Source organism: Streptomyces sp. NPDC056160 (assembly GCF_042268205.1).
In the GTDB taxonomy this organism is placed as follows: domain Bacteria; phylum Actinomycetota; class Actinomycetes; order Streptomycetales; family Streptomycetaceae; genus Streptomyces.
On the sequence record NZ_JBHJUW010000137.1, the window covers coordinates 1 to 23,580 of the forward strand.

Annotated in this window: 18 protein-coding genes; 14 read left to right on the top strand and 4 right to left on the bottom strand. The window is 70.8% G+C overall.

All coding sequences use genetic code 11. From position 1 onward, the window contains the following. Positions 1–87: 87 nt before the first annotated feature. Together ACFC02_RS34195 and ACFC02_RS34200 are read right to left on the bottom strand one after the other, a co-directional pair. Positions 88–609, bottom strand: coding sequence for a transglycosylase SLT domain-containing protein (locus ACFC02_RS34195; RefSeq protein ID WP_376365758.1), 522 nt, complete (start codon positions 607–609; stop codon positions 88–90). A gap of 692 nt (positions 610–1,301) precedes the next feature. After that, a complete protein-coding gene (locus ACFC02_RS34200) occupies positions 1,302–1,628 on the bottom strand; it encodes an ArsR/SmtB family transcription factor (RefSeq protein WP_376365726.1) in 327 nt (108 codons plus the stop codon). Between the two features lie 84 nt (positions 1,629–1,712). Between ACFC02_RS34200 and ACFC02_RS34205 the strand changes: the two genes are divergently transcribed. The 4 genes from ACFC02_RS34205 (at position 1,713) to ACFC02_RS34220 (ending at position 5,872) form a co-directional block, all read left to right on the top strand. After that, positions 1,713–2,945: an MFS transporter gene (locus ACFC02_RS34205; RefSeq protein WP_376365728.1), complete on the top strand. Its 1,233-nt coding sequence runs from the start codon at positions 1,713–1,715 to the stop codon at positions 2,943–2,945. Between the two features lie 323 nt (positions 2,946–3,268). Further along, positions 3,269–4,513, top strand: coding sequence for a serine hydrolase domain-containing protein (locus ACFC02_RS34210; RefSeq protein ID WP_376365730.1), 1,245 nt, complete (start codon positions 3,269–3,271; stop codon positions 4,511–4,513). 220 nt (positions 4,514–4,733) lie between these two features. Then, positions 4,734–4,856, top strand: a complete 123-nt coding sequence (locus tag ACFC02_RS34215) for a hypothetical protein (RefSeq protein WP_376365732.1) — start codon at positions 4,734–4,736, stop codon at positions 4,854–4,856. A 53-nt stretch (positions 4,857–4,909) separates the two neighbouring features. Beyond that, positions 4,910–5,872: a LysR family transcriptional regulator gene (locus ACFC02_RS34220; protein WP_376365734.1), complete on the top strand. Its 963-nt coding sequence runs from the start codon at positions 4,910–4,912 to the stop codon at positions 5,870–5,872. Between the two features lie 105 nt (positions 5,873–5,977). Here the strand turns inward: ACFC02_RS34220 and ACFC02_RS34225 are convergent, their stop codons facing one another. Then, positions 5,978–8,302, bottom strand: a complete 2,325-nt coding sequence (locus ACFC02_RS34225) for a M9 family metallopeptidase (RefSeq protein WP_376365736.1) — start codon at positions 8,300–8,302, stop codon at positions 5,978–5,980. Between the two features lie 201 nt (positions 8,303–8,503). Between ACFC02_RS34225 and ACFC02_RS34230 the strand changes: the two genes are divergently transcribed. The 3 genes from ACFC02_RS34230 (at position 8,504) to ACFC02_RS34240 (ending at position 12,008) form a co-directional block, all read left to right on the top strand. Then, positions 8,504–9,547 (top strand): proline racemase family protein, encoded by a 1,044-nt coding sequence (locus ACFC02_RS34230; protein WP_376365738.1) that lies wholly within the window; start codon positions 8,504–8,506, stop codon positions 9,545–9,547. Continuing rightward, entirely contained in the window at positions 9,544–10,479 is a 936-nt protein-coding gene (locus ACFC02_RS34235; protein ID WP_376365740.1) for an ornithine cyclodeaminase family protein, read from the top strand. The genes ACFC02_RS34230 and ACFC02_RS34235 overlap by 4 nt, the downstream gene beginning before the upstream one ends. Positions 10,480–10,580: 101 nt before the next feature. After that, the gene (locus tag ACFC02_RS34240) at positions 10,581–12,008 is read left to right on the top strand and encodes an aminopeptidase P family protein (protein ID WP_376365760.1); all 1,428 of its coding nucleotides are present in this window, start codon (positions 10,581–10,583) and stop codon (positions 12,006–12,008) included. A 511-nt stretch (positions 12,009–12,519) separates the two neighbouring features. Here ACFC02_RS34240 and ACFC02_RS34245 read toward each other — a convergent pair. Further along, the gene (locus tag ACFC02_RS34245) at positions 12,520–14,511 is read right to left on the bottom strand and encodes a DUF4832 domain-containing protein (RefSeq protein ID WP_376365742.1); all 1,992 of its coding nucleotides are present in this window, start codon (positions 14,509–14,511) and stop codon (positions 12,520–12,522) included. Positions 14,512–14,773: 262 nt separating this feature from the next. Between ACFC02_RS34245 and ACFC02_RS34250 the strand changes: the two genes are divergently transcribed. The 7 genes from ACFC02_RS34250 to ACFC02_RS34280 form a co-directional block, all read left to right on the top strand. Further along, a complete protein-coding gene (locus tag ACFC02_RS34250) occupies positions 14,774–15,727 on the top strand; it encodes a carbohydrate ABC transporter permease (RefSeq protein ID WP_376365744.1) in 954 nt (317 codons plus the stop codon). Between the two features lie 10 nt (positions 15,728–15,737). Continuing rightward, positions 15,738–16,628 carry a carbohydrate ABC transporter permease gene (locus ACFC02_RS34255; protein ID WP_376365746.1) on the top strand — a complete coding sequence of 297 codons (891 nt, stop codon included), beginning with the start codon at positions 15,738–15,740 and terminating at the stop codon, positions 16,626–16,628. 64 nt (positions 16,629–16,692) lie between these two features. Then, complete coding sequence (locus ACFC02_RS34260) at positions 16,693–18,042, top strand: ABC transporter substrate-binding protein (protein WP_376365748.1); 1,350 nt, start codon at positions 16,693–16,695, stop codon at positions 18,040–18,042. A gap of 54 nt (positions 18,043–18,096) precedes the next feature. Next, positions 18,097–19,596 (top strand): glycoside hydrolase family 36 protein, encoded by a 1,500-nt coding sequence (locus tag ACFC02_RS34265; protein ID WP_376365750.1) that lies wholly within the window; start codon positions 18,097–18,099, stop codon positions 19,594–19,596. Positions 19,597–19,686: 90 nt separating this feature from the next. Next, entirely contained in the window at positions 19,687–20,844 is a 1,158-nt protein-coding gene (locus ACFC02_RS34270) for an ROK family transcriptional regulator (protein ID WP_376365752.1), read from the top strand. Positions 20,845–20,929: 85 nt separating this feature from the next. Further along, complete coding sequence (locus tag ACFC02_RS34275) at positions 20,930–22,171, top strand: Gfo/Idh/MocA family protein (RefSeq protein ID WP_376365754.1); 1,242 nt, start codon at positions 20,930–20,932, stop codon at positions 22,169–22,171. A 983-nt stretch (positions 22,172–23,154) separates the two neighbouring features. Continuing rightward, a partial coding sequence (locus tag ACFC02_RS34280; RefSeq protein WP_376365756.1) for a hypothetical protein occupies positions 23,155–23,580 on the top strand: 426 nt, incomplete at its 3' end.

Consider the following 23,580-nt stretch of genomic DNA (forward strand, 5'->3'; position numbering starts at 1 on the left):
CCGACAAATCCCAAACAGGACAGTCGATGACGTCAGTCAGTAGGCGAGTCAGGCTCATCAGCGGAACCACCAGTCATATCTTCACTGTCAGTAGGCGGAGTTGACGTTGTCGATGGAACCGTAGCGGTGGGCGGCGTAGTTGGCGGCCGCGGTGATGTTGGCCACCGGGTCGGTGATGCTGTGCGCGGTACCGGCGACGTGGTAGGCGTTGAAGGTGGGGTCGATGACCTGAAGCAGGCCCTTGGACGGGACACCGTTCTTGGCGTTCACGTCCCAGTTGTTCTGTGCGTTGGGGTTGCCGCCGGACTCGCGCATGATGTTGCGCTTGAGGCCCGCGTAGCTGCCCGGGATCCCCTTGGCTTTCATGACCTGCAAGGACTCGTTGATCCAGCCGTCGAGGTTGTTGGCGCTGCCGCTCTTGTGCTGGACGGCGCGCTGGCTGGGGTGGGTGGAGGCCTTGGCCGCGGTGGCAGCGGACACCTGCGTCGTCATGTCGGCGGCCTGTGCGCTGGTCGGTATCAGGGTGAGGGCGACGGCCGCGGCGCCGGTCGTGGCGAGGCCCGTGAGACCGATGGTGCGCAGGCGGGCGATGCGGGTGCGGGTGGTCATGGCCATGCGAAAGCAAACCTTCCGGAGGGGACATCGTCAGTGCCGGCCGCAGTCGTGCCGCGGCGGCGTCGGGGCAGCCGCGATCACGAGCAGCAGGCCCACAGGGAGTCGCTTGCGTCCGGTCGTCCGGACCGCAGCGACGACAGCCATGATTAGCGGCGGCCGGCACGGGGCGCAATGGTGTGACCTACTACCCACCTACGGAGAAATGCCCTAATTCGGACCTAATAGTTACATAGCCCCTGTTCAGGGGCTTCCGCACTTACGGCCCTCCTTAAGATGTGACACCCCTCGCATGGCCGGCGTCACGCTCCCCGGGCACCAGGAGGCCTCGAATGCGGCACCTCGGCCGACTCGCGGACCTCCTCCAGGGCAAGGTCGCGCGCCAGGGCACCCCGCTGGGCGTAGATCGTGGCCCGATCGTCCTCTTGCAGGCGCGTGGGTGCCGCCCGCGCGGGTGTCCGGCTCACGGACAGCAAGGCGGCGAGGCTGTTCTCGTGGGGTGCCTGTTCCGGCGCGGGGCTTGACCCGGTCCGCTGTCCGGCGACGCCACCTCTCCCCCGGGCCGGGGGGCGGGACGGCGTCACCGCAGGGGTCGGCCGCGGCGGCAGAACAGTCCCCGGCAGCCTTGCCACCTCGCATGTTCCGCGACAACCGGCGGCCGTCGTACTGCCGCGCCGGTCCCGAGGCCGTCAGTCTTCTCGCGCCATAGCGGCCATCAGCGCGTCCAGCAGGCCCGGTGCGGCGTCCTGCAAGGCGGCGCGGCGGAGGCGGTGCCCGCGGGAGGGCCCGACCATCACCGGGTGAAGGACGCCGGCCTCGACGAGGATCTTGAAGTGGTGGGTCGCGGTGGATTTGCTCAGTCCCTCGTAGAGATCCGAGCAGGCGGCTTCGCCGGCGGGGTGTGTCGCCAGGCGGCGGAGCATTTCCAGGCGTACGGGGTCAGCGAGTGCGCGCAGCAGTTTCTGTACGCCTGCGACGGGCGGCAACTGGTCGGACGGGGTCTCCCAGGGCGGCATCGGACGGCTCCAAGTTTGACGAGCATCGTACTTCTCCCTAGTGTCCTCGAAGTACGACTCACATCATACTTCCCAGGAGTCCTCGTGAAGGCGCTCTCCCCCGGCCGTCGTCCCCAGTCATGGAGATACGCGGCCCTCCTCGTCCTCCTCATGCTCGGGCAGGCGACCTCCGCCATCCCCTCACCGCTCTACTCCCTGTACGCCGAGAAGTGGGACTATCCACCCGTTCTCACCACCGTCATCTTCGCCGCGTACGGGGCCGTGGCGGTCGTCGCGATCCTCGTCTCCGGGGCCCTGTCCGACCGGTACGGCCGGCGCCCCGTGCTCCTCGTCGCCGTCCTCCTGCTGCTCGCCGGGCTCGCCGTCTTCGTCTTCGCCGCAGGACCCGGATATCTCGTCGTGGCACGGATGCTCAACGGCCTGGGGATCGGCGCGATCGTCGTCGTCGGCGGGGCCGCCCTGCTGGACGTGAGCCCCGACCGGGCAGCCCGGAGCGGGACACTCACCGCCATCGCGTTCAACGTGGGCATCGCCGTTGCGGCGCTCGGCACCGCAGCCCTTGCCCAGACCGGCTTCCACCCCCTGCTCCTGCCCTACCTCGCCGACGCGCTCATCGCCCTGGTCCTGCTCGTCCTCCTCCTGGTGATGCGTGAGCCGCACCCCTCGGCCGGTGCCGTGCCCCTGGGCATCCCCCGTCCGCACGTGCCCGAGGAGATCCGCGGACGCTTCGTCTTCGCTGTGATCGGCGCGGGCGCCGCCTGGGCCGTGCTCGGGGTCTGCTTCTCACTGGAACCCTCGATCGCCGCCCACGCCGCGCACATCGACGGACCGTTCTTCGGCGGAGTCGTCATCGCGGCCGTGACCCTCCCCGCGGCCTCCACACAGGTCCTCAGCGCCCGCTACCCGGCCCGCACGGTCGCACTCGTCGGCGACACGGCGCTCGCCGTGCTCATGCTGGCCGGAGTGGGCGGCTTCGCGACCGGCAACGCCGTCGTCGTCATCGTCACCGTCGCACTCCAGGGCGGCGCCTACGGACTCGCCTTCGGCGGCTCCCTGCGCCACCTGACCGTGCACATCCCCGCCGAGCGGCGCGGGTCCGTCATGTCCATGTTCTATCTGCTCGCGTACGGGGCGCTCATCACGCCCACACTCCTGGTGGGCATCGGCGCGACCGTCTGGGGCGGCACCGCGATCTTCCCCGTCTTCTCCGTGCTCGCGGCCCTTCTCTGCCTCTCCGCCGTAGTCGTCGAGCGCGTGCTGGGACGTCGGGGAGGACGCCCTGCGGCGACGCGGCCGCCCGCTGAGGTGCGCAGTTGAGTGGCGCCACGTGCACGCACGCCTCCGCGGTGCGGAAGCCGCGGAGAACATGGCCGGCGTGCGGACGGATGCCGCGATCCCCGCCGTGGGCGCGGATACCGGTTGCGCGCAGATGACCGTGGATTCGAAGGGGGCACCGGTCTGTGCACCCCCAGCCGTGGACGCATCAGGCCGTCGTGACCTGACCCGCAATCAGGTGCCGGGGTTCGGTCAGGGTCTGCTCAGGGGCGTTCCCTGATGAGCCGGGCTGCCAGTGCGGAAGAGAATCGTGGTCGGGCCGGTCGATCACCGGTCCGGCCACCAAGGCTATGGAGAGCGCCATCGTGAACAGCTCAGCGCATCGCACCCGTTGGACCATCCTGACCGCCTGCGGGGCCCTGCTGACGGCCCTGGCCACAGGGGCGGCCGTTCCCGCCTCCGCCACCGTGTCAGGCCCCACCCGTGCTGCCGCCACCGTGCCGTTGCCCGGGCTGGATCCGGCCGCGCTCGAAGCAGCCATCGGCGGCCTGCCGAATGCGGATGTCACCGGCGCGCTGCTCCGGATCAGTGGTCGTGCGGGCCACTGGTCGGGCACCTCGGGCGTGGGCAACCTGCGCTCCGGTCAGGGCGTGCCGTCCGACGCGCACATCCGGATCGGCAGTATCTCGAAGGTCTTCACCGCCACGATCGTTCTCCAGCTCGCCGCCGAGCACCGGATCGAACTGGACGAGCCTGTCCAGCGGTACCTTCCGGGCGTCCTGCCTGGCGGCCTGCCGGCCGTCACTGTCGGCCAACTGCTCAACCACACCAGCGGCCTTCCGCGCGGCGCTGCGAGCCCCGACTTCGGCGACGGCAGTCCTGAATGGTTCGCCACCAACCGTCTGAAGAGCTTCACACCGCAGCAGGTGGTCGACCTGATGGCGGGCCAGCCCATGCAGTTCGCGCCGGGAACCGCGCAGCAGTACAACGGGATGAACTACTACGTCGCCGGCCTGCTGGTCGAGAAGATCACCGGGCACGGATTCGCCGACGAGGTGCGGTCCCGGATCACCCGGCCGCTCTCCCTGCACGACACCTATGTCCCCGACGCCGACGATGTGCGGCTGCCGAGCCCGCACTCCCACGGATACCTGATGGTCAAGTCCCCGGACGGCACCACGCATCCGGTGGACGTCACTGAACAGAGTCCCTGGCCGTGGGCGGAGGGCGGCATGATCTCGACCCCCGCCGACCTCGACCGCTTCATGACCGCACTCTTCCGTGGCCGCCTCCTTCCACCGGCCCAGCAGGCCGAACTCTTCACGGTCCCCGCCGTCGCCAGTTTCCACAGCAGCCAGTGCCGTACCGAGGCAGACGCCGGCCGGGCCTGTATGACCATGGGACTGATGCGGGTCAAGGCGTCCAACGGGGTCGTGGTCTGGGGCAAGACCGGCTCCCGTCCTGGCTGCACCAGCGGTGTGTTCTCCACCCGTGACCTCTCCCGCAAGATCGTCTACTCCCTCGACCCCACCAACCTCAACGGCACCGAGATCCGCTACGTCCAGCAGATCGCCGCTGCCTCCTTCGGCTCCGTGGTCCCGGCAGCGTAGCGGCGACCGCGGGCCGGCTGCGGCGTCTCCAGTGCCCTGCGACAACCAGCCGCATGCCCTGGACGGGCGCCGGCTTGCGGCTTCCACCGCTCGCACCGCTGCCTGGCCCGCGCCCGCCAAGGCGGTCCCGCAGCCGCCCGGAGGGGTGCCGGCGGGGCCTGGCCCTCCCGCGGTGCAGGCGTTGGCCCAGCACGCGTACAGGCCCGTCATCCTCCCTCTCGTGCCGCGCAACGTATACCCGGACACCGGGTTGGCCCGGCTGTCGTACGGGCAGGCCCGGGCGCTGCTGGACGAGCACAGTACGGACAGTGCGGTCGGACCCCTGCACCGGCGGCCCCAATAGCCGGGGCCGGCCGTAAAATTGGCGCGCTCCTGAGAGATCTGGGACGGGTGCTGATGGAACTCGAGCTCCGACACCTGCGGATGCTGTGCACGATCGCCGACACGATGAGCCTCGGCAGGGCGGCCACGGTCCTGGGGTGCTCGCAGCCGGCGGTCAGCAGCCAGCTGAAGCGCATCGAGCGGCTGATGGGCGAGGTGCTGTTCCTCAGGGGCAGTTCCGGAGTGACGCCTACCCGTTTCGGGGTCGAGGTGGTGGTGCAGGCACGCGAAGTGGTTGCGCTGGCAGACGCGATCGGGAGACGGTCGACGGCGGGCGCGCGCGGGACCGACCGGGTGGTGCTGCGGGTGGCCGCGACGAACACGCCCATCCTTCCGGGGCTCCTGCAACGGGCGCGCGCCGTCCTTCCGGCTCTCACCGCGCAGGTCAGCAGCGTGTATTCCTCGGCCGAGATCGTCGGGCTCCTGGAGGAGGACAGACTGGACGCCGCCGTCGCCGTCGACTACCCGGGACAGGAACTGAGCCATTCGGCGGCGGTGGTGCGCCGCGGCATCGTCACCGAGCCCAGCTTCGTGGCCCTGCCCGCCCACCACCCGGCGAGCGGGCAGTTGGACGTGCCTCTGCTCGACCTGGCAGGTGATGCCTGGTTCCTGACTCCCGACGACGGCGCGGGCTGGCCCGGGGTCTGCTACGACGCCTTCCGGGCAGCCGGCTTCGCCCCCGTCACGGTGCACGAGTTCCTCGGCGACCGGGACCAGTTGCAGCGGATGATCGCCGACGGGCTGGGGATCTCCGTGGTCCAGGCGACGTGCAAGCCGAGCCCGGGCGTGGTCGTGAAACCGTTGGCCGGCACACCGCTGTGGTGCCGCTACGTGCTGGTGTGGCACCGTGAGCGGGTGTCCGACGAGGTCGCGGAGACGCTCTTCGGCGCGGCCCTGGCAACGTACGAGGAACTCATCGCCCGGGCACCGCACTTCCAGGCGTGGGCCGCCCGTCACTACCGGACTCCGCGCCGGTAGGTGTGCGGGCCGTACGAGGCCGGCGCATGCCGAGGCCCCGGCCCGGTCGACCGGAGTCGACACGCGCCGCGGCCTCGGTTCAGTCGGTCCGCCGCCGCCAGAAGGTCAGTACGACGTGGTGACCGTGACCCCGCTGAAGTCGGTCACCGCGTACAGGCTGATGTAGCGGTAACCCGCCTCGGCGTTGGTGACGGTGATGCTCTCGTTGTTGTCCGAGTCGGTGGACCTCTCGGTGAACCTGGACGGGCCGGCCCATGTCGTCGGGTCGTAGTACAGGTCGGCGTTGCCGCTGCCGCCGCTCGTGGTGACCTTCAGGGTGGTGGTGCCGGCCGGCAGGTAGATCCACAGGTAGTCGGTGTCGCCGGCGACCCTGGACTGGTCGGCGCGGTAGCAGTTCCGGGCCATGGCCTGGACGTTGGAGTCGGTGCACGCCGTGGCCGAGCCGCCGCCGTTGTGGCCGCCACCGGTCAGGGTGTCGAGCCATGCGTCGAAGTCGGCGTCGTAGCCGGTGCCGATGCTGTTGTAGACGTCGTAGGCGCCGTGGTAGTCCCCGGTCCGCATCTTGGACAGCATGGCCTGGATCTGGTCCGGGTGCTTCTCGGTCATGTACCGGACGGCCAGGTAGCCCCACGGGTAGGTGCGGGTCTCGTCGTCGATGGCGTAGGTGTTCTGGAACAACTGGCTGAGCTTGTAGGTGTGCTTGGCCGCCTCGGTGATCGCGCCGTCGTCGGTGAGGTTGCGGTAGGTGTAGGAGACGTACTCCGCCTGGCCTTCTATCCACCAGACGTCCGGCACGCTGATCTGGGTGCCGAAGTCGCCCTTCATGTCGTAGACGGACTGCTGGACGTGCGCGAACTCGTGGTTGAGGTTCCACGCGTCGGCCGGGAAACCGTTGTCGGTCGGCCACTGGTACAGGATGGAGTAGGCGACGTTGTCGGGGTCGGCCGGCGTGCCGGTCAGCGTCTCACCGCCGTTGTCGGTGTCATTGCCGAAGATCGCCCACGAGTAGGTCGTGTAGTCGCTCCTGCTCCCGAAGATGACCATCTTCAGGTCGAAGTACTCACCGGGGATCGGCGTGCTGGTCCTGACTTGGTTCCGGTAGAACGTGACCTCGTTCGTCAGGCTCGTGCAGACGTCGCTCTGCTCCGTCGCTGTGAGCGCCTGCGCCATGATGGTGAAGTTGCTGCAGCGGTAGTTGATCGGCAGCGCGGCCGCGGTGAGCTGCTTCGTCAGGTCGCAGACCCCGTAGTAGGAGCACTGGCCCGGGTCCCCGGTGGCGGCCCGGTAGGCGACGTGCACCCACAGGTTGTCGGTGGCACCGGTGATGGACGAGCCGTCCAGCAGACCCTTGATGAGCGGGCGGACCTTGCTCTGCAGGGCCGGGATCTGGATGAGGTTGGCCAGGTCGTTCCCTGCGTTGGAGTCGAGGACGTCGTTGGCTTTGCCGAGCAGGTCGCGGTGGTCGAGGGTGAAGTGGTAGAGGGTGTCGGCGATGCCGGGGTCGGCACTGATCGCGGTGACGAAGTCCGAGAGCCACGGGCCACGCCACAGCGGGGTGTAGATCGCGTTCAGCGCCCGGTCCATCTCCGGAACGGCATCCCAGGGCCTGCTGTCGTAGGCGTCGAGGTACCGGGAGTAGACCTTCAGGTAGTCGGCCTGGACCTGCGCGCTGTCGGTGAGGACGAACGCCTGCTCCAGCACGCCGCCGTTGCCCGCGCTGACGTCGTTCGCGTGGCCGCCGGCGAACAGCGCGTCGAACCCGTTCTCGACGGCCCTGCGGAGCGAGGAGTCGTACGTGCCGACATCCTGGGGGTCGCCGTACTGCACGTAGTAGCCGGCGCGCATGAAGTACATCAGCTCCTGCAAGCCGCCGGAGTCGTCACCGGTGTAGGAGCCGGCCGCGCTCGCGACGCCGTTCGCCACCGCGAGCATCTGCGACTGGTTGAACACCGCGTGCGCGTCCGAACCGGTCAGGCTGAACAGGGGGTTGATGCAGGAACCGCGGTCCACCGTCTTGATGTACGACACCAGGTCGCTGCCGGACCGGCCCGCGAAGTCCGCCGTGGTGCACGACGTGACGGCAACGGGCCGGGCGGCACCGGCAGCATCGAGCGGCGGGGGTCCTGACGGGTGTGGCTTGGACGGCTTCGCCGAACCAAGGGCGGCCGGCTCCCCGCGCAGCTTCGCCGGCAGCGGCTTCGACTGCGTGGCGGGGGCCTGGGACTGAACGGTCTCGGGTCCGGTAGGCGTGGCCTTTCCTCGCTGCTCGGCCGCCCGCACGGCCGCGGAGGGGGCCGAGGCGGCCGGTGACGGGACCGGCCTCGTGACGCCGGGCGCCGCGGTGGCCTGGGTGGTCATGAGGCCGATGACGAGCCCTCCGGCCGCCAGTCCGGCGGCCAGGGTTCTGGGCAGGAGTGATCGACAGTGCATCGCATCTCCAGTGGGGGGGGAGCGAAGGGGAAGCAGCCCAGGGATGCGGGCAGCGGTATGTAACATTGCATTGGGGTGAAGTCGTGGGCAATGCTCCGGGACCCAGCACTGTCTCCGGTCGACCCATAACACCGGCGCGGACACCGGCGAGCGCGAGCACCTGTGCACAGGTCGCCGACGCCTGACAGGAGTGAGAAGCGGATGACGAGGACGCAGCCGATCGAGACGGTCGACTGGCACACCGGCGGCGAGCCGTTCCGGATCGTCGAGGACAGCCCGGACGCGGTGACGGTGGAGGGGCTGACCGTCGCCGAGCGCCGGGTCGTCGCGACCCGGAGCGAGGACGTGCAGTGGGTGCGGGCGCTGCTGTGCGGCGAGCCGCGCGGCCACGCGGACATGTACGGCGGCTTCCTGGTGCCGCCCGACGACGCCGGCGCGCACCTCGGCGTCCTCTTCTGGCACAACGGCGGGTTCTCCACGGCGTGCGGGCACGGCACCATTGCCCTGGGTGCCTGGGCGGTCGCCTCGGGCCGGGTCCCGGCGCCCGCCGACGGGCTGACCGACGTCGTGATCGACGTCCCCTCCGGGCGCGTCACGGCGAGCGTGCGGACCGGCAACGGCCAGGTCCAGGACGTGACCTTCACCAACGTGCCCGCCTACGTCCACGGGCGCGGCATCGGCGTGCCGACCTCCCGCGGGAAGGTCACCGTCGACATCGCGTTCGGCGGCGCGATGTACGCGGTGCTGCCGGCAGCGTCCGTCGGACTGCACGTCCGGCCACAGGACGTCACCGAACTCACCGCCGTCGGGCGGGAGATCCGCGACGCGCTCAACATCGCCCACGCTGCCGAGCACCCCCTCGACCCGAGGTTGTCCGGCGTCTACGGGACGATCCTCACCGAGGAGACCGGGCCCGCCGAACTGCGGGCCGACGGCAGTCGGCTGGTGCGGCAGCGCAACATCACGGTGTTCGCGGACGGCCAGGTCGACCGGTCCCCGTGCGGTTCGGGCACATCGGCCAGGATCGCGGTCCTCGACGACGCGGGGCAGCTGTGCCCGGGCGACGAGTTGCGGCACGAGTCCGTGGTGGGCTCGGTCTTCCACGCCCGGATCACCGAGCGGACCGCGGTCCACGGGATCCCGGCGGTCGTCACGGCGGTGACGGGCACCGCACACGCGGTCGGCACGTGCCGGTTCACCGTCGATCCGCGCGACACGCTGCTGCCCGGGTTCGTACTGCGATGACCGAACTCATCGACGCCGAGCAGGTCTTCGCCCTGGGGCCGGTCGCCGCCGTCCGGGCCGTCCGCGACGCGCTGGCCGCGGGCCTGGACCCGGATGACGACATGCCGCGGGTCGTCACCGAACTGGCCGGCGGGCAGGGGCTGCTGATGCCGTCCGAGGCCGGCGGCTGGTTCGGGGTGAAGGTCGCGACCGTCGCCCCGGGCAACGCCGCCCTCGGACTGAACCGCGTCAACGCGACGTACCTCGTGCACGACAGCCGGACCCTGACGCCGGCCGCGATCCTCGACGGTGTCGCGCTGACGACGCTGCGCACTCCCGCCGTCTCGGTCGCCGCCGGCCTCGACCGGCTGCACGCGCTCGCGGCCGGCGCCGCCGACGGGCTGCGGCTGGTGGTCTTCGGCGCGGGCCCGCAGGCCGAGTGGCACGTCCGGACGATCCGGGCGCATGCGCAGGTCGCCGACGTCACGGCGGTCACCCGCCGAGGCAGCGCGACGACCGGCTGGGCGGACCGCCACCTCGCCACGCACGACACGGCCGTCGCCGATCGCGTCCGCGCCGCGGACGTCGTGGTCACCGCGACCTCGGCCCGCGAGCCGGTCCTCGACGGGCGGCTCGTCCGCGACACGGCGCTCGTGCTGGCCGTCGGCTCCCACGAGCCGTCGGTGCGCGAGCTCGACGGCACGCTCATGGGACGCGCCGTGGTCGTCGTCGAGAGCCGGGCGAACGCACTGCGCGAGGCCGGCGACGTCGTCATGGCGGTGAGGGAGGGCGGGCTCGACCCGCGCACACTGGTGACCATGGCCGATCTGCCCACCTCGAAGGCCGTCCTGCCCGCCGACCGTCCGACGGTCGTCAAGACCACCGGGATGGGATGGGAGGACCTGGTCGTCGCCATCGCGGTGTACGAGCGGGGAGAGGCGGACCGGCAGTGAGCGCAGACGAGGTGACTTCTCCCTGTCCCTGTGCCATGTGAAATGGTACCGTCCGCAAAGGGTTCTCCCGACGGACGGAGCGTACGGTGGGACGAGACGACATGCGGCCGCGCGAGGGCGCCGGCCACGACCGCGCGGTACCGCCCACGCTGGCGGAGTGCTTCACGCAAGGGTGGGCCGAGACGGCTCAGGCGGCGCCGGTGCTGCCCGGGGCGGCGTACGCGGCCAAGCGCCGCGCTCTGCTGTCCGCGCGCTTCCCCGGTGAGCGGATCGTGATCCCGGCCGGCGGCCTCAAGGTCAGGAGCAACGACTTCGACCACGTCTTCCGGCCGCACTCCGCATACCTCCACCTCACCGCGGAGGAGGGCGCAAGCGTCGTCCCGGACAGCGTCCTCGTCCTCGAACCGACGGGCATCGGCCATGAGGCCACCGTGTTCACCCGGCCGCGCTCCCCGCGCGACGGCGGGCCGAACGGCACCGAGTTCTACCGCGACCGCCGCCACGGCGAGTTCTGGGTCGGCCGGCGCCGCACTCTGGCGGAGACCGCCGACGCCCTGGATCTCACGGCCCTCCCCCGCGACGATCTCGCACGCGCCCTCGCTCCACGCGTCCCGACCCGGGTGGTGCGCGGCCAGGACCCGGTGGTCGACGCGGCCGCGCCGCCCGCCGCCGAGGCCGAGTCCGAACTCCTGGCATGCCTGGCCGAGTTGCGGCTGGTCAAGGACGACTGGGAGATCGAACAGATGCGCGCTGCCGTGGGGCACACGGTGGCCGCCTTCCACGACGTGGCGGGCGAACTGCCCACGGCGACGCGGCTGGCGCGCGGCGAGCGCTGGATCGAGGGAACGTTCGATCGGCGGGCCCGGCTGGAGGGTAACGGCCTCGGCTTCGAGACGATCGCGGCGGCCGGTGCGCACGCGTGCGTCCTTCACTGGATGCGCAACGACGGCCCGGTCCGCGACGGCGAACTCCTGCTACTGGACGCCGGCGTGGAGGCCGACACCTGCTACACGGGCGACGTGACCCGCACCCTGCCGGTCGGCGGGCGCTTCACCGACGTGCAGCGCCAGGTGTACGACCTGGTGTACGCGGCCCAGACCGCGGGCATCGCCGCACTGCGGCCCGGCGCGCGGTTCGGGGACTTCCACGATGCCGCGACGCGCGTCATCGCCGAGGGCCTGGACACCTGGGGCCTGCGCCCGGGCGGCACCGGCCCGCACGAGCGGTCCCTGTACGGCCGTTACACCGTGTGCGGCACCGGGCACATGCTCGGCCTGGACTGCCACGACTGCGCCGACGCCCGCAGCAGCGCCTATCTGGACGGGGTCCTGGAGCCGGGGCACGTCCTGACCGTCGAGCCCGGCCTGTACTTCCAGCCCGACGACCTGACGGTCCCCGCGCACCTGCGCGGCATCGGCGTGCGGATCGAGGACGACTTCCTCGTCACCGCCGACGGCGCCGTCTGCCTGTCGTCGGCGCTGCCGCGCGCTGCGGACGACGTCGAGGCGTGGGTGTCCGCCGCGCGCTGACCGCCCGCATCCCCTCGCGTCAGCCACGCAGGCGCCGCTCGGCGACGAGGTTCGCGCCGGCGGCGAGGGGGGCCGCCGGCAGTGTGACGCCGAGGGACACGGGCTGGTCGGAGCGACGCAGCGCGTCGTGGAAGAGCCTCGCAGAACATCCTGTCGCCGGTGGAGACGGTCAGGGTGGCACCGACCGGACGTCTTCCCGGCCTTGGCCGGCAACTCCTCGGCGTGGGCCGGGCTGCCGGTGGGCGGTACGTCGTGGACCGGGGAGCCGGAGCCGCCGGTGGGGGCCGTCGGCAGGCAGCGGTCGGCGGCGTCGTTCAGCGCGGGCTCGCCGTTCGCCGTCACCTGGGCCGACATGGCGACGGTGTACTGCACGGCCGTGCGGACCGTCGGGTCGGTGCAGGGCCCGCACGGAGGCCGTCGGTTCCGTCCCGTCTTTCCTGTCTCCCTCGGTGACGCACGTGCACACCCCCCAGTTGTCAGCGACATCGGCGGCCGGAGCCGGTACGGGAGTTCAGCTCACTGTGATGCAGTCGATGTCGGGGCTCCAGTCGGAGTCGTTGCCGATGGTGACGGCGTTCCCGGTGCCGGGCCGCAGGTCGAGGCTCACCGTGACCGAGCCCGGGGTCTCCCAGTCGGCGGTGGCGGGGAAAGCGACGGTCCGCGACATGCCGCCACCGACCCGGACGGTGGCCGAGCGGGCGACCGCGCTCGTGTACCGCACGGTCACCGACTTCGTTCCGCCGTCACCGCCGTCCACGCCGGGGAAGGTGAGGGTCGCGCCGTTGCCGAGGTAGCCGACCTTGGCGCCGCCGGAGCAGTGCGCGCAGCCGGCGATCACGGCCGTACCGGTCCGGGTGTTGCCGTCGGCCTCCGCCTCGTGGACGGCGGGGTCGGTGCCACCGGGACCGACGGTGAGGTCACCGAGGTCGAGCCAGCCGTCCGCCTGCTGGCCGGCGTTGGCGAACCGCAGCTTCTTCGCCGCCGAACTGACGTCCTCCAGCGGGTTCTTGGCCTTCATGACGAGCTGGTAGCCGCCGGCGGTGACCCCGGTCAGATCGACGGTCGTGTCGAAGTAGCGGGACGATCCGTAGTCGAGGTAGGTGGGGTCGGAACCCACGTTCCAGTCGGGGAACGCCCGGATCTTCTTCGGCATGACCTCGCGCAGGTCCCAGGGCGTGTCCCAGGTCCTGACGACGTTCCCGGCGGAGTCCTTCAGCCCTAGGCTGACGGTCCAGGGGTAGTAGAACGGCGCGACCCCGTCGTTGCTGATCCGCACCCCGACGGTGGTGCTGTGGGCGGCGGTGTCGTGGAAGTGGGCGCTGTCGACGGCGAGGTCGTAGCCCATGAGCCGGACCGCGGCTCCCACGCCGGCGTCGGACGAGGAGTAGGCGGCACTGCCCTCGTTCATCTTCCAGGTGGTGTGTTCCAGCTCGATGCACGCCTTCATGTCGTCCACGTCGCCTGAACCGCCGGGCCAGTTGGTGAAGGCCCTGGACTGGATCTCGGGACGGACCTCGCCGCCCATGGACGCGGTGGTCCAGCGGTTCTCCACGCCGTGTTCGAGGGCTCGCTGGAGCTGGGAGTAGGACGCTCCGCCCATGGATCGCGGCAGAGTGACACCGGCGAGCGGGCTGCCCTCGCGGAAGCAGAAGGAGTCGTCGTGGTAGCCGACGGACGGCAGGTCGTCGGCGGCTCCCCCGGCGGAGTCGGCGTACCGGATCTCCAGCTTGGTCCGCCTGAAGGCGCTGTCGTAGGCCCGCACGATCTCGGCGGCGTGGGCGTCGGTCGGCATGTAGTTCGGGTACGAGTCGCCGGACGTGTCCGTGTCGTAGGGCCAGGTGTGCCACTCGCCCCAGAGCCCGATCAGGCCCATGTGGATGAAGCCGATGCGCGGGTCGCCGTCGTAGCGGGCGCCGAAGGCGGCGATGAAGCCCTTCAGTGCGTCCAGCAGATACGCGTTGTCGTAGTCCGGACTGGTGGTGCCCCAGCGGAGGTTGGGGCGGTAGGCGACGTGTCCGTCGAAGCACGGGGGGATGGCGTTGGAGGGGTGGCCGTTGCCGGGATCGTCCGGGTACTCGATGTAGAAGCGCAGAGCGGTCTGGTTGCCGTAGGACGCGCTCTCGTCCAGTGCGCGGTCCAGGACGCTCCAGTCGTACCTCGCGCAGTCCGAGGGGTCCTTCATCACCTCGGACAGTCCGAAGTAGCTCCACGTGAGCGAGTGCGGATAGCCGGTGTTCTGGTCGGCTCCGGGGCGGTAGAAGCGAGCGAACCCCTTGAGCGGGTTGTCCAGCGGGGCATCGGCGCGAGCGAGGGTGTGAACCGGGAGCGAGGGATCCGGCTCCGGACCCTCCGGCACGCCCCGGGGCGCGGCGTTCACGGTGTCGACTGCCGGTGACGACCCCGCGGTGAGCGGCGGTGCGGCCGCGCCGAGGGCAAGGACGAGGGCGGTGGAGCCGAGCGCGGTCAGCAGTTGTCTGCCGCATCGCTGTGCGAACGTGCGCATGCTGTCAGCCTCCGAGAGCGGATGGGAACGGTCGTCCGACGGTGCCGGACCTGTCGGCCCGACCCGGCCGGCCACCGTGGGAACGGTGTGGATCCGGACTCGGCGAGGCGTCCGACACTTCGCCGGCGCTGGCCCACAACGGAGCCGCGACCCGGCTTCGTTATGCGACAGCATTGACAAAGTTTCACTGTTGCTCATCAATATGTTGTCCACGGTGCCCCACTGGCAAGAGGTGCGGCGCAAATCCCTTCGGAGGGGAACCATGGGCGCACGCACAGCGGTGGCGCCACCGCACGAGAGGACCGGCACGTCACCGGGCGGGGCCTCGACGCCACGCGGACGGCGCCGGCCCCGCGACGACCGGAAGGCGGCGTGGCTCTTTTTGGCCCCCGCGCTGCTGGGCTTCGCGCTCTTCTACGCGTATCCGACCGTGCGGGGCATCTACTACTCGCTCACCGACTACAGCCTCATCGCCACGCCCGACTTCGTCGGCGGGGACAACTACAGCCGGCTGATCGGCGACGAGCAGTTCTGGAACGCGCTGAGGGTCACCGGCTACTACGTCCTGGTGAACATCGTGTCGCAGACCCTGCTGGCGCTCGTCCTGGCGACGCTCATGCACCGTCTGACCCGGTCGGTGGCGCTGCGCGCGATGCTGCTGGTTCCCTGGCTGGTGCCCAACGTGACCGTCGGCCTGCTGTGGATGTGGCTGCTCGACACCAACCTCGGCCTGGTCAACCACGTACTCAACGCCCTCGGTATGGGCACCACCGGCTTCTTCACCTCGCCCGACTGGGCCATGCCGAGCGTGGCCGCGGTCAACACCTGGGCGTACACGGGCTACACGGCGCTGCTGCTCTACGCCGGCATGCTCCAGGTCCCGCAGTACCTGTACGAGAGCGCCTCACTGGACGGCGCCGGCGAGTGGCGGCTGTTCTGGAAGATCACGCTGCCGCTGCTGCGGCCGGTGCTCTCGCTGGTGCTGGTGGTGTCGCTGATCGGCTCGTTCCAGATCTTCGACACGATCGCGGTCACCACCAAGGGCGGCCCGGTCAGCGCCACGCGGGTCATCTACTACTACATCTACGAACAGGCCTTCACCAACTTCCACATGGGCTACGCCTCCGCCGTGGCCGTGGTGCTCGCGGTGATTCTCGGCGTGCTGACCGCCATACAGATGCGCCTGCTGCGCGCTTCCCGCTCGGACCTGGCCTGAGGAGCAGACCATGACACGCATCCTGACCAAGGTCTCCCCGGGCCGACTCGCCGCGTGGACGGTGCTCGTCATCGCGCTGTTCCTGACGGTCTTCCCCTTCTACTGGATGGTCCGCACCGCCCTGACCCCGGCGGCCGACCTGTACACCGACTCCACCGGACTGGTCCCGGACCACCCCACGATGGTCAACTTCCTGCGGGTGCTCGGGCTCACCAGCCGGGAAAGGGCCGTGGCGGCCGGCGGTTCCGGCGCGCAGGTCGACTTCCTGCGGTACCTTCTCAACTCGGTCGTGTACAGCGGCCTGATCGCCGTCCTGCAGACGCTGTTCTGCGCGATGGCCGGCTACGCCTTCGCCCGGCTGCGCTTCCCCGGCCGCGACGTGGTCTTCGCGGTGCTGATCGCCGCGCTGATGGTGCCCCCGATCTTCACTGTGCTGCCCAACTTCGTCCTGGTGAAGGACCTGGGCTGGCTGAACACCTTCGTCGGCATGGTCGCGCCGAGCGTGCTGATGACACCGTTCGCGGTCTTCTTCCTGAGGCAGTTCTTCCTGTCGATCCCCCGCGAGGTGGAGGAGGCCGCGATCCTGGACGGCGTAGGCCCCTGGGGGATCTTCTGGCGGGTGGTGCTGCCCATGACTCGCGGCCCGCTGCTCACCATCGGGCTCACCACCACGGTGTGGGCCTGGAAGGACTACCTGTGGCCGCTGCTGTCCGGCCGGGACGAGGAAACGCGGGTGCTCACCGTCGCCCTCGGCATCTTCCAGCAGCAGTCGCCCAACACCCAGCCCGACTGGACCGGGCTGATGGCGGGGTCCGCCCTGTCTGTGCTGCCCGTGCTCATCCTGCTCGTCCTGCTCGGCCGGCGCCTGGTCGAGTCCCTCAACTTCACCGGCATGAAGTGATCGCCTCCCCCGGAGCGACCGCCCGCCCCCGCCGATCCCGTACGAGCCAGGAAGGCCCCTCGCGATGAGACCCCGACACCTGCGCGCCGGCGCGGCACTGCTGTGTCTGGCCGCCACCACCACCCTCGTCTCCTGCGGCGGCCCGGGCGGCACCACCGACGGGAGGACCACCGTCGACTACTGGCTGTGGGACGACCTCCAGCTGCCCGCCTACCAGGAGTGCGCGACCGCCTTCGAGAAAGCCCACCCGGACATCGCCGTCAAGATCACGCAGACGGCGTGGAACCAGTACTGGCAGAACCTCACCACGGAGATCGTCTCCGGTGAGGCCCCTGACGTGTGGACCAACCAGGCCACCTATTACCCCCAGTTCGCTGCCGGCAAGCAGCTGCTGGACCTCCAGCCCTACGTGGAGCGGGACAAGGTGGACCTCTCCGCCTATCAGCCCGGCCTCGCCGGCACCTGGGTGAAGGACGGCAAGCGCTACGGACTGCCCAAGGACTGGGACACCATGGCGATCGTCTACAACACGGACATGCTCACGAAGCAAGGTGTGGACGCCGCCGAGCTGAACGACCTGACGTGGAACCCCGCCGACGGCGGCACCCTGGAGCAGGTGATCGCCAAGGCCACCGTGGACAGCAAGGGCCGCAACGGTCTCGACCCCGCGTTCGACAAGAACCACGTGAAGGTCTACGGCTTCCTGCCCGAGTGGGCCGACGGCGCCCAGGGCCAGAACGGCTGGGGCAACTTCGCCGCCGCCAACGGCTTCGAGTACCTCGACAAGAAGAGCCGGGGTACGCACTACAGGTTCGACGACCCCCGGCTCGCCGAGACCATCTCCTGGTTCCGGCACTTGATCGACAAGGGCTACGCCCCCCGCCTGGACCAGCAGTCGAGCGTCGCCAGGACCGAACTGCTCATCGCCGGCAAGGGCGCCATGTCGCTGGCGGGCTCCTTCACCGTCTCCACCTTCACCGGCCCCAGAGTCAAACAGCACTTCGGCTTCGCCGCGATGCCGACCGGCCCGGCCGGCCGCAAGAGCGCCATCAACGGCCTGTCGGACTCCATCTGGGCCGGCACGCGCCACAAGGAGGAGGCGTGGATGTGGGTCAAGTACCTCGCCTCGGCCGACTGCCAGGACCGGGTCGCCGCGCACGGTGTCGTCTTCCCCGCGCTGAAGAGCTCCACCGAGAAGGCTCTCGCCGCGCACGAGGCCCACGGTGACGACGTACGTGCCTTCACCGACGCCGTCGGGACGCGAGGCGTCACCTTCCAGCTCCCCGTCACCGAGCACGGCACCGAGGTCAGCCCCCTGGTCCAGGACGCCATCCAGTCGGCGATCCTCGGCCAGGACGAGCCCGCCGACGCCCTGCGATCGGCCAACGACAAGGTGAACGGCCTCTTCGGCTAGAGGCCCGGGGGCAGCAGTTCCCGTACCGCACGAACCACAGACGCAAGGAGAACCATGGCCCAGCTCGTAGAACTCGACGGGCGTGCCCTCGCCGTCGAGCTCGAAGGCGACACACCGCCCCAGCCCGTCGACGGCGGTCTGCTGCTGCCACCCGGCCGGACGGCCGTGCTGCACGGGCTCGGTGACGCGCTCTTCTACCGCCACGGCCACAATTCGTGGAGCCCGTGCGGTTGGCGCCGGCTCTCCGAGGCGCCCTTGCGCATCGAGAGCCCCGAACGCCGCCGCACCGCCGACGACACCGTGTGGGACGACCCCGCCCGGCACCACTCCTCCGCCGTCGCCGCCCTGCAGGGACCCGACGGAAAGGTGCTGCTGCTCGGCGCGCTCGGCCTCGACATCCCGCGGCTGACCGCCGACCGGGACACGCTCGTGGGCTGGTACGAGCGCGACGGGGCACCCTGGTTCCTCGCCCACGGCACCGAGGAGGAGGTGTTCGCCGCCTACACCCGGCAGCTCGCCGCGCACCTCGGGCACAGTGCCAAGCGCGCGGGGAACGTGTGGTGCAGCTGGTACGCGTACTACGAGAACATCACCGAGGAGCAGCTGACCAAGGACGTCACCGCGCTGCGCGGCCTGCCCTTCGACGTCGTCCAGGTCGACGACGGCTGGGAGCGGGCGGTGGGCGACTGGGAGGCCAACGACAAGTTCCCCTCCGGAATGCGGGCGCTGGCCGACCGGATCACGGACGCCGGGCTGCGGCCCGGGCTGTGGATCGCCCCGTTCATCGTCCTGCCCGGTTCCCGTACCGCCCGTCAGCGACCGGAGCTGCTCCTGCGCGACGAACACGGCGAGCCGGTCGTCGCCGGACACAACTGGGGGGCCGGGTACTGGGCGCTCGACCTCACGCTGCCCGCGGCACAGGAGCACCTGCGCGAGACGATCCACCGGGTCAGCCGGGAGTGGGGGTTCACCTATCTCAAGCTCGACTTCATCGGCGGCGGCGCCGTACCCGGCGTCCGCTCCGTCGACGTGGGCCGCGAGACGGCCTACCGCACCGGCCTTGCGATCATCCGGGAGGAGGCAGGCCCGGACGCCTACCTGCTCGGCAGCGGCGCCCCGCTGCTGCCTTCTCTCGGACTGGTCGACGGCATCCGCAGCGGCCCCGACGTCGCGCCGATGTGGGAGCACTACGCCACACAGGACCCGTCCGACGCGCTGGCCCGCAACGCCGTCGTCAACACGGTGCACCGGCTGTGGCAGTCACCGCTCTTGGAGGTCGACCCGGACGTCGTGTACTTCCGCAGCCGTCTCAACCTCCTGACCGACCAGCAGCAGGGCCTGCTGCGCGACCTGGCCGACATCTGCGGGTTCCGGGCGGTCTCCGACCCCCCGGGGTGGCTGCACCCCGAGGAACTCCAGGCGATGGCGGCGTACTTGACCAACCGGCCGGAAGTGCGCCGACTGGGCCGCTACCGGTTCGCGCTCGACGGGCGGGAGGTGGACTTCACCCCGGCCGTGACGCCCAGCGAAGAGCAGCGGTACCCCATCGCCTGACCTCTTATCGCACGCGGCCACGGCCACGAATTAGTAAACTGCTCAGCATTATTCGGCGGTGGCCACCGCAACGCCTCAGGGAGCACCAGCATGGCGACGACCGGAACGGACATGTCCCGGATGCGCGAGATGAACCAGCTGTCCATCGTGGGGGCGCTGCGCGGCAACCCTCCCTCCACGGTCACCGAGCTGGCGGCCCGGGCCGGCCTGTCCCGTCCCGCGGTGGACGTGCTGGTGCAGTCCCTGGTCGCCGACGGGTGGGCGGAGGTCGAGGAGCCCGGGGCCAGCAGCGTGGTGGGGCGGCCGGCCCGCCGGTACCGGTTCCGCGCCACCGCAGGGCACGTGCTCGGCATCGACATCGGTGTGCACAAGATCCTCGTCGTCCTGAGCGACCTGGAGGGCCACCTGGTGCGTACCGTGCGCCGCCCGGCCGATCCCGGGGCGGCGCCCGAGGCCCGGCTGGCCGCGGTCGACCGCGTCATCGACGAAGTGCTGCGCGGCGCGGGCATGGCCCCCGCCGACATCTGGGCGGTGACCGTCGGCGTGACCGGTCCGGTCGACGGCAGCGGCAGGACCTCGCTGTCCAGCCCGCTGCCCGGCTGGAGCGAGGCCGACCCGGCCGCCCATCTCGCGGCCCGGTTCTCCTGCCCCGTACAGGTGGAGAACGACTGCAAGCTCGCGGCCGTCGCCGAACGCTGGAACGGCGTCGCGCAGGACGCCGACGACATCGTCTACCTCCTCGCCGGTCTGCGCACCGGCGCCGGCCTCATCCTGGACGGCACCCTGCGCCGCGGTCACGGCGGCGCTGCGGGAGAGATCGGCGCCCTCAAGGCCGTACGGTGGCTCAGCGCACCGGACCATCTCCAGTCCTGCCCCGGGGTGCCGTCGACGGCCGCGCCGGGCGAGGCAGCGGCCTGGGTGTTCCAGGCGGCCCGGGACGGCGACCGGAACGCGCGGACGGCCGTCCGGCGCTACACCCGCGACCTGGCGGTCGGGGTCGCCGCCCTCGTGCTCGCCCTGGACCCCCAGGTCGTCGTGTACGGCGGCGGGTTCTCCCGGTCCGCCGACGTGGTCCTCGGCCCGCTGCGCCGCGAACTCACCAAGCACTGCCTGCGGCTGCCGGAGCTGCGCGCCTCCACCCTCGGCGACGAGAGCGTGGCCCTGGGGGCGGTGCGCCTGGCCCTGGACGAGGTCGACAGACGGCTGCTCAGCGACGGACTGGCGGCGCCGACCGCGCCGCGCCGGTAGCAGCGGGCCCGTACCCCGACAGCAGTGGGCCTGTACCCGCCGGCGCCCGTACGTATCACCTGAACAGGAACGAAGGGACATCCCAGTGAGCACCCGTGACCAGATACCGGCTCCCCAGCTGCGCGTCGGCGTGATCGGCGTCGGCCAGCGCGCGGACATGGCCGCACTGGTGAACCGTTCCGGCACCGCCCGCATCGTGTCCTGCGCCGATCCGGCCCCCAGGGGCCAGGAGGACGCCAGGCGCCTGTTCGGCGCCCATGTCGCGGTGCACGACCGGTACGAGCGGATGCTCGACGACGAGCTGGACGCCGTGTTCGTCCTCACCCCCGACCACCTGCACACCCGGCCCGCGCTGTTCTTCCTCGCCGCGGGCGTGGCGGTGTTCGTGGAGAAGCCGCTGACCATCACCGTCGCCGACTGCGACGCGTTGCTTCAGGCCGCGTTCCGCTCCCGCGCCCGGCTCTACGTGGGTCACAACCTGCGCCACCTGCCGATGCTACGGCGGATGCGCGGCCTGATCGACGACGGCGCGATCGGCCGGGTCCGCGCGGTGTGGTGCCGTCACTTCGTGGGTCACGGCGGAGACTTCTACTTCAAGGACTGGCACGCGGAGCGCACCAACACCACCGGTCTGCTGCTGCAGAAGGGCGCCCACGACCTCGACGCCATCCACTGGCTCGCCGGGGGCTACTCCCGCAACGTCGTCGCCCAGGGGGCCCTGGCCGTCTACGGCGAAAACCCGCGCCGCACCTCGCACGAGACCGTACCGCCCGGTCAGCGCATGCCCGACTGGTTCGACCCGGACATCTGGCCGCCGTCCGCCCTGCGCGACCTCAACCCCGTCGTCGACGTCGAGGACATCAGCATGATGCTGGCCCGGCTGGACAACGGCGTGCTCGCCAGCTACCAGCAGTGCCACTTCACGCCCGACTACTGGCGCAACTACACGGTCATCGGGGACGAGGGCCGCCTGGAGAACTTCGGCGACGGCATCGACGGCGACCCCGCGCGGGTCGACGTGTGGAACCGGCGCCGCTCCGGCTACCGCGGCGACGCCGACCTCTCCGTCCCGGTCGTGGCGCCGGCCGAGGACACGCACGGCGGCGCGGACCGGGCGCTCGTCGAGGAGTTCCTGCGCTTCGCCGCCGCCGGAGGCCCCACAGAGACCTCACCCGTCGCCGCCCGCGAGGCGGTCGCCGCCGCGGTCGCCGCGACGACCTCGCTCCGCTCGGGGGGCGCACCGGTCGACGTTCCCGCACTCGACCCGGCGATCGTCCGCTACTTCGACGAGCACCAGCTCACCGGGAAGCCGGCAGGCACGGTCTGAAACGGCCGGCGCAGGACGTGGGGCTCGGTGCCGGCGCTCCACGGGTGCTGCGGGTACGGCGTTCGTCGGCTCGCGGTGGCTCTCGGCGTGGAGCCGGTTCCGGCGGAGGTTGAAGGTGTGCGGTCGAAGGCGAAGCATCCGGTCGCGCAGTGCCGGCCGGCTGGCGGGCTGGCCTGCTGCCTGCTGCCTGCTGCCTGCTGCCTGCTGCCTGCTGCCGGAGGAACGTCCGGGGCTGTTCGCCGTTCGGCGCCCGGACCGCACGGGCCTGGTCGCCGTGGTGGCAGGGGACAGGCGCCGAGCGCCCTGCCACGGCATGCACGGTCTGCGCGCCCGTGTGTCCGATCCGCTACGGGATCACCAGGCAGCGACGTTCTCGGTGGCCTCTGCCTCGTCCGCTGCCCCGGGGGTCGGGATCTTCGGTCCGCGCAGGGCGCTGCAGACGGACAGGGCGCCATGACGGCGGTGCCCACCCACATGGCCTGCTGCCAGCCTCGACGGCGGCCAGGGCGACGTCGGCCACCGGTCGCACCCCGCCCCACCCCTGCGTCCGCCGCCCACGCCCGCCCGTGCGGCCGAAGCGTTGCGGCAGGCCCCTGGCCGTGCCCTCGGGCGCGGCCGGACGCTCCCCGCGCTGCGCAGCAGCGTTTCCCGGAGGCGCGCCGTCGCGTGATGCCTGACATCTTCCATATGTCAAGCATCGACGCGCCGACAGTTCCCTTCCGGTCCGCCGCCGGAAGAGGTGAGCTGGCATCAGAAGATTACCCTGACGGGTCAATGGCCAGTCAATTACTCATAATTTATGACTTCTTGATGACCTATCAGTTCTTCGCCACACGGCGGTCGAGCGCTCCGCATACCCCGATCGGCTCCCATGAAACAGCACTCCCGCTCCGCTCGAGATGACAGCCCGGATGCGGCTGCGTACGTTCGGTCACAGGACGGCTGCCGAGCCGACCTCTCTGCGAACAAGGAGAAGCACTGCCATGATCATGACCCGCTCCCGCGCCGTCACCGCGGCCGTCGCCGCCGCAGCAGCCCTGACCGCGACCGGCATCACCTACGCCGCCGCCTCCCCCGCGCCGCAGATCCAGGCGGTCCCCGCCGCCGTGCAGGCCGCCCCGGCCGTGCCCATGGGCGGCGACACCGGCGGCAACGCCTCCAAGGGCAACGAGGGCAAGGGCAACGAGGGCAACAACCACGAGGGCAACGACCACGAGGGCGGCAACAACCACGGCCGCCGGAACTTCGAGGAGGGCTGGATCCACATCAACGAGCGCTCCTACAACGCCCGCCCCGGCGGCTGCATCACCGTCGTCAGCGGCCTGGGTTCCAAGAGCCTCAACATCCGCAACGACAGCCGCAAGACCGTCGAGGTCTTCCGCGGAGTGACCTGCGACAACGGCGCCCCC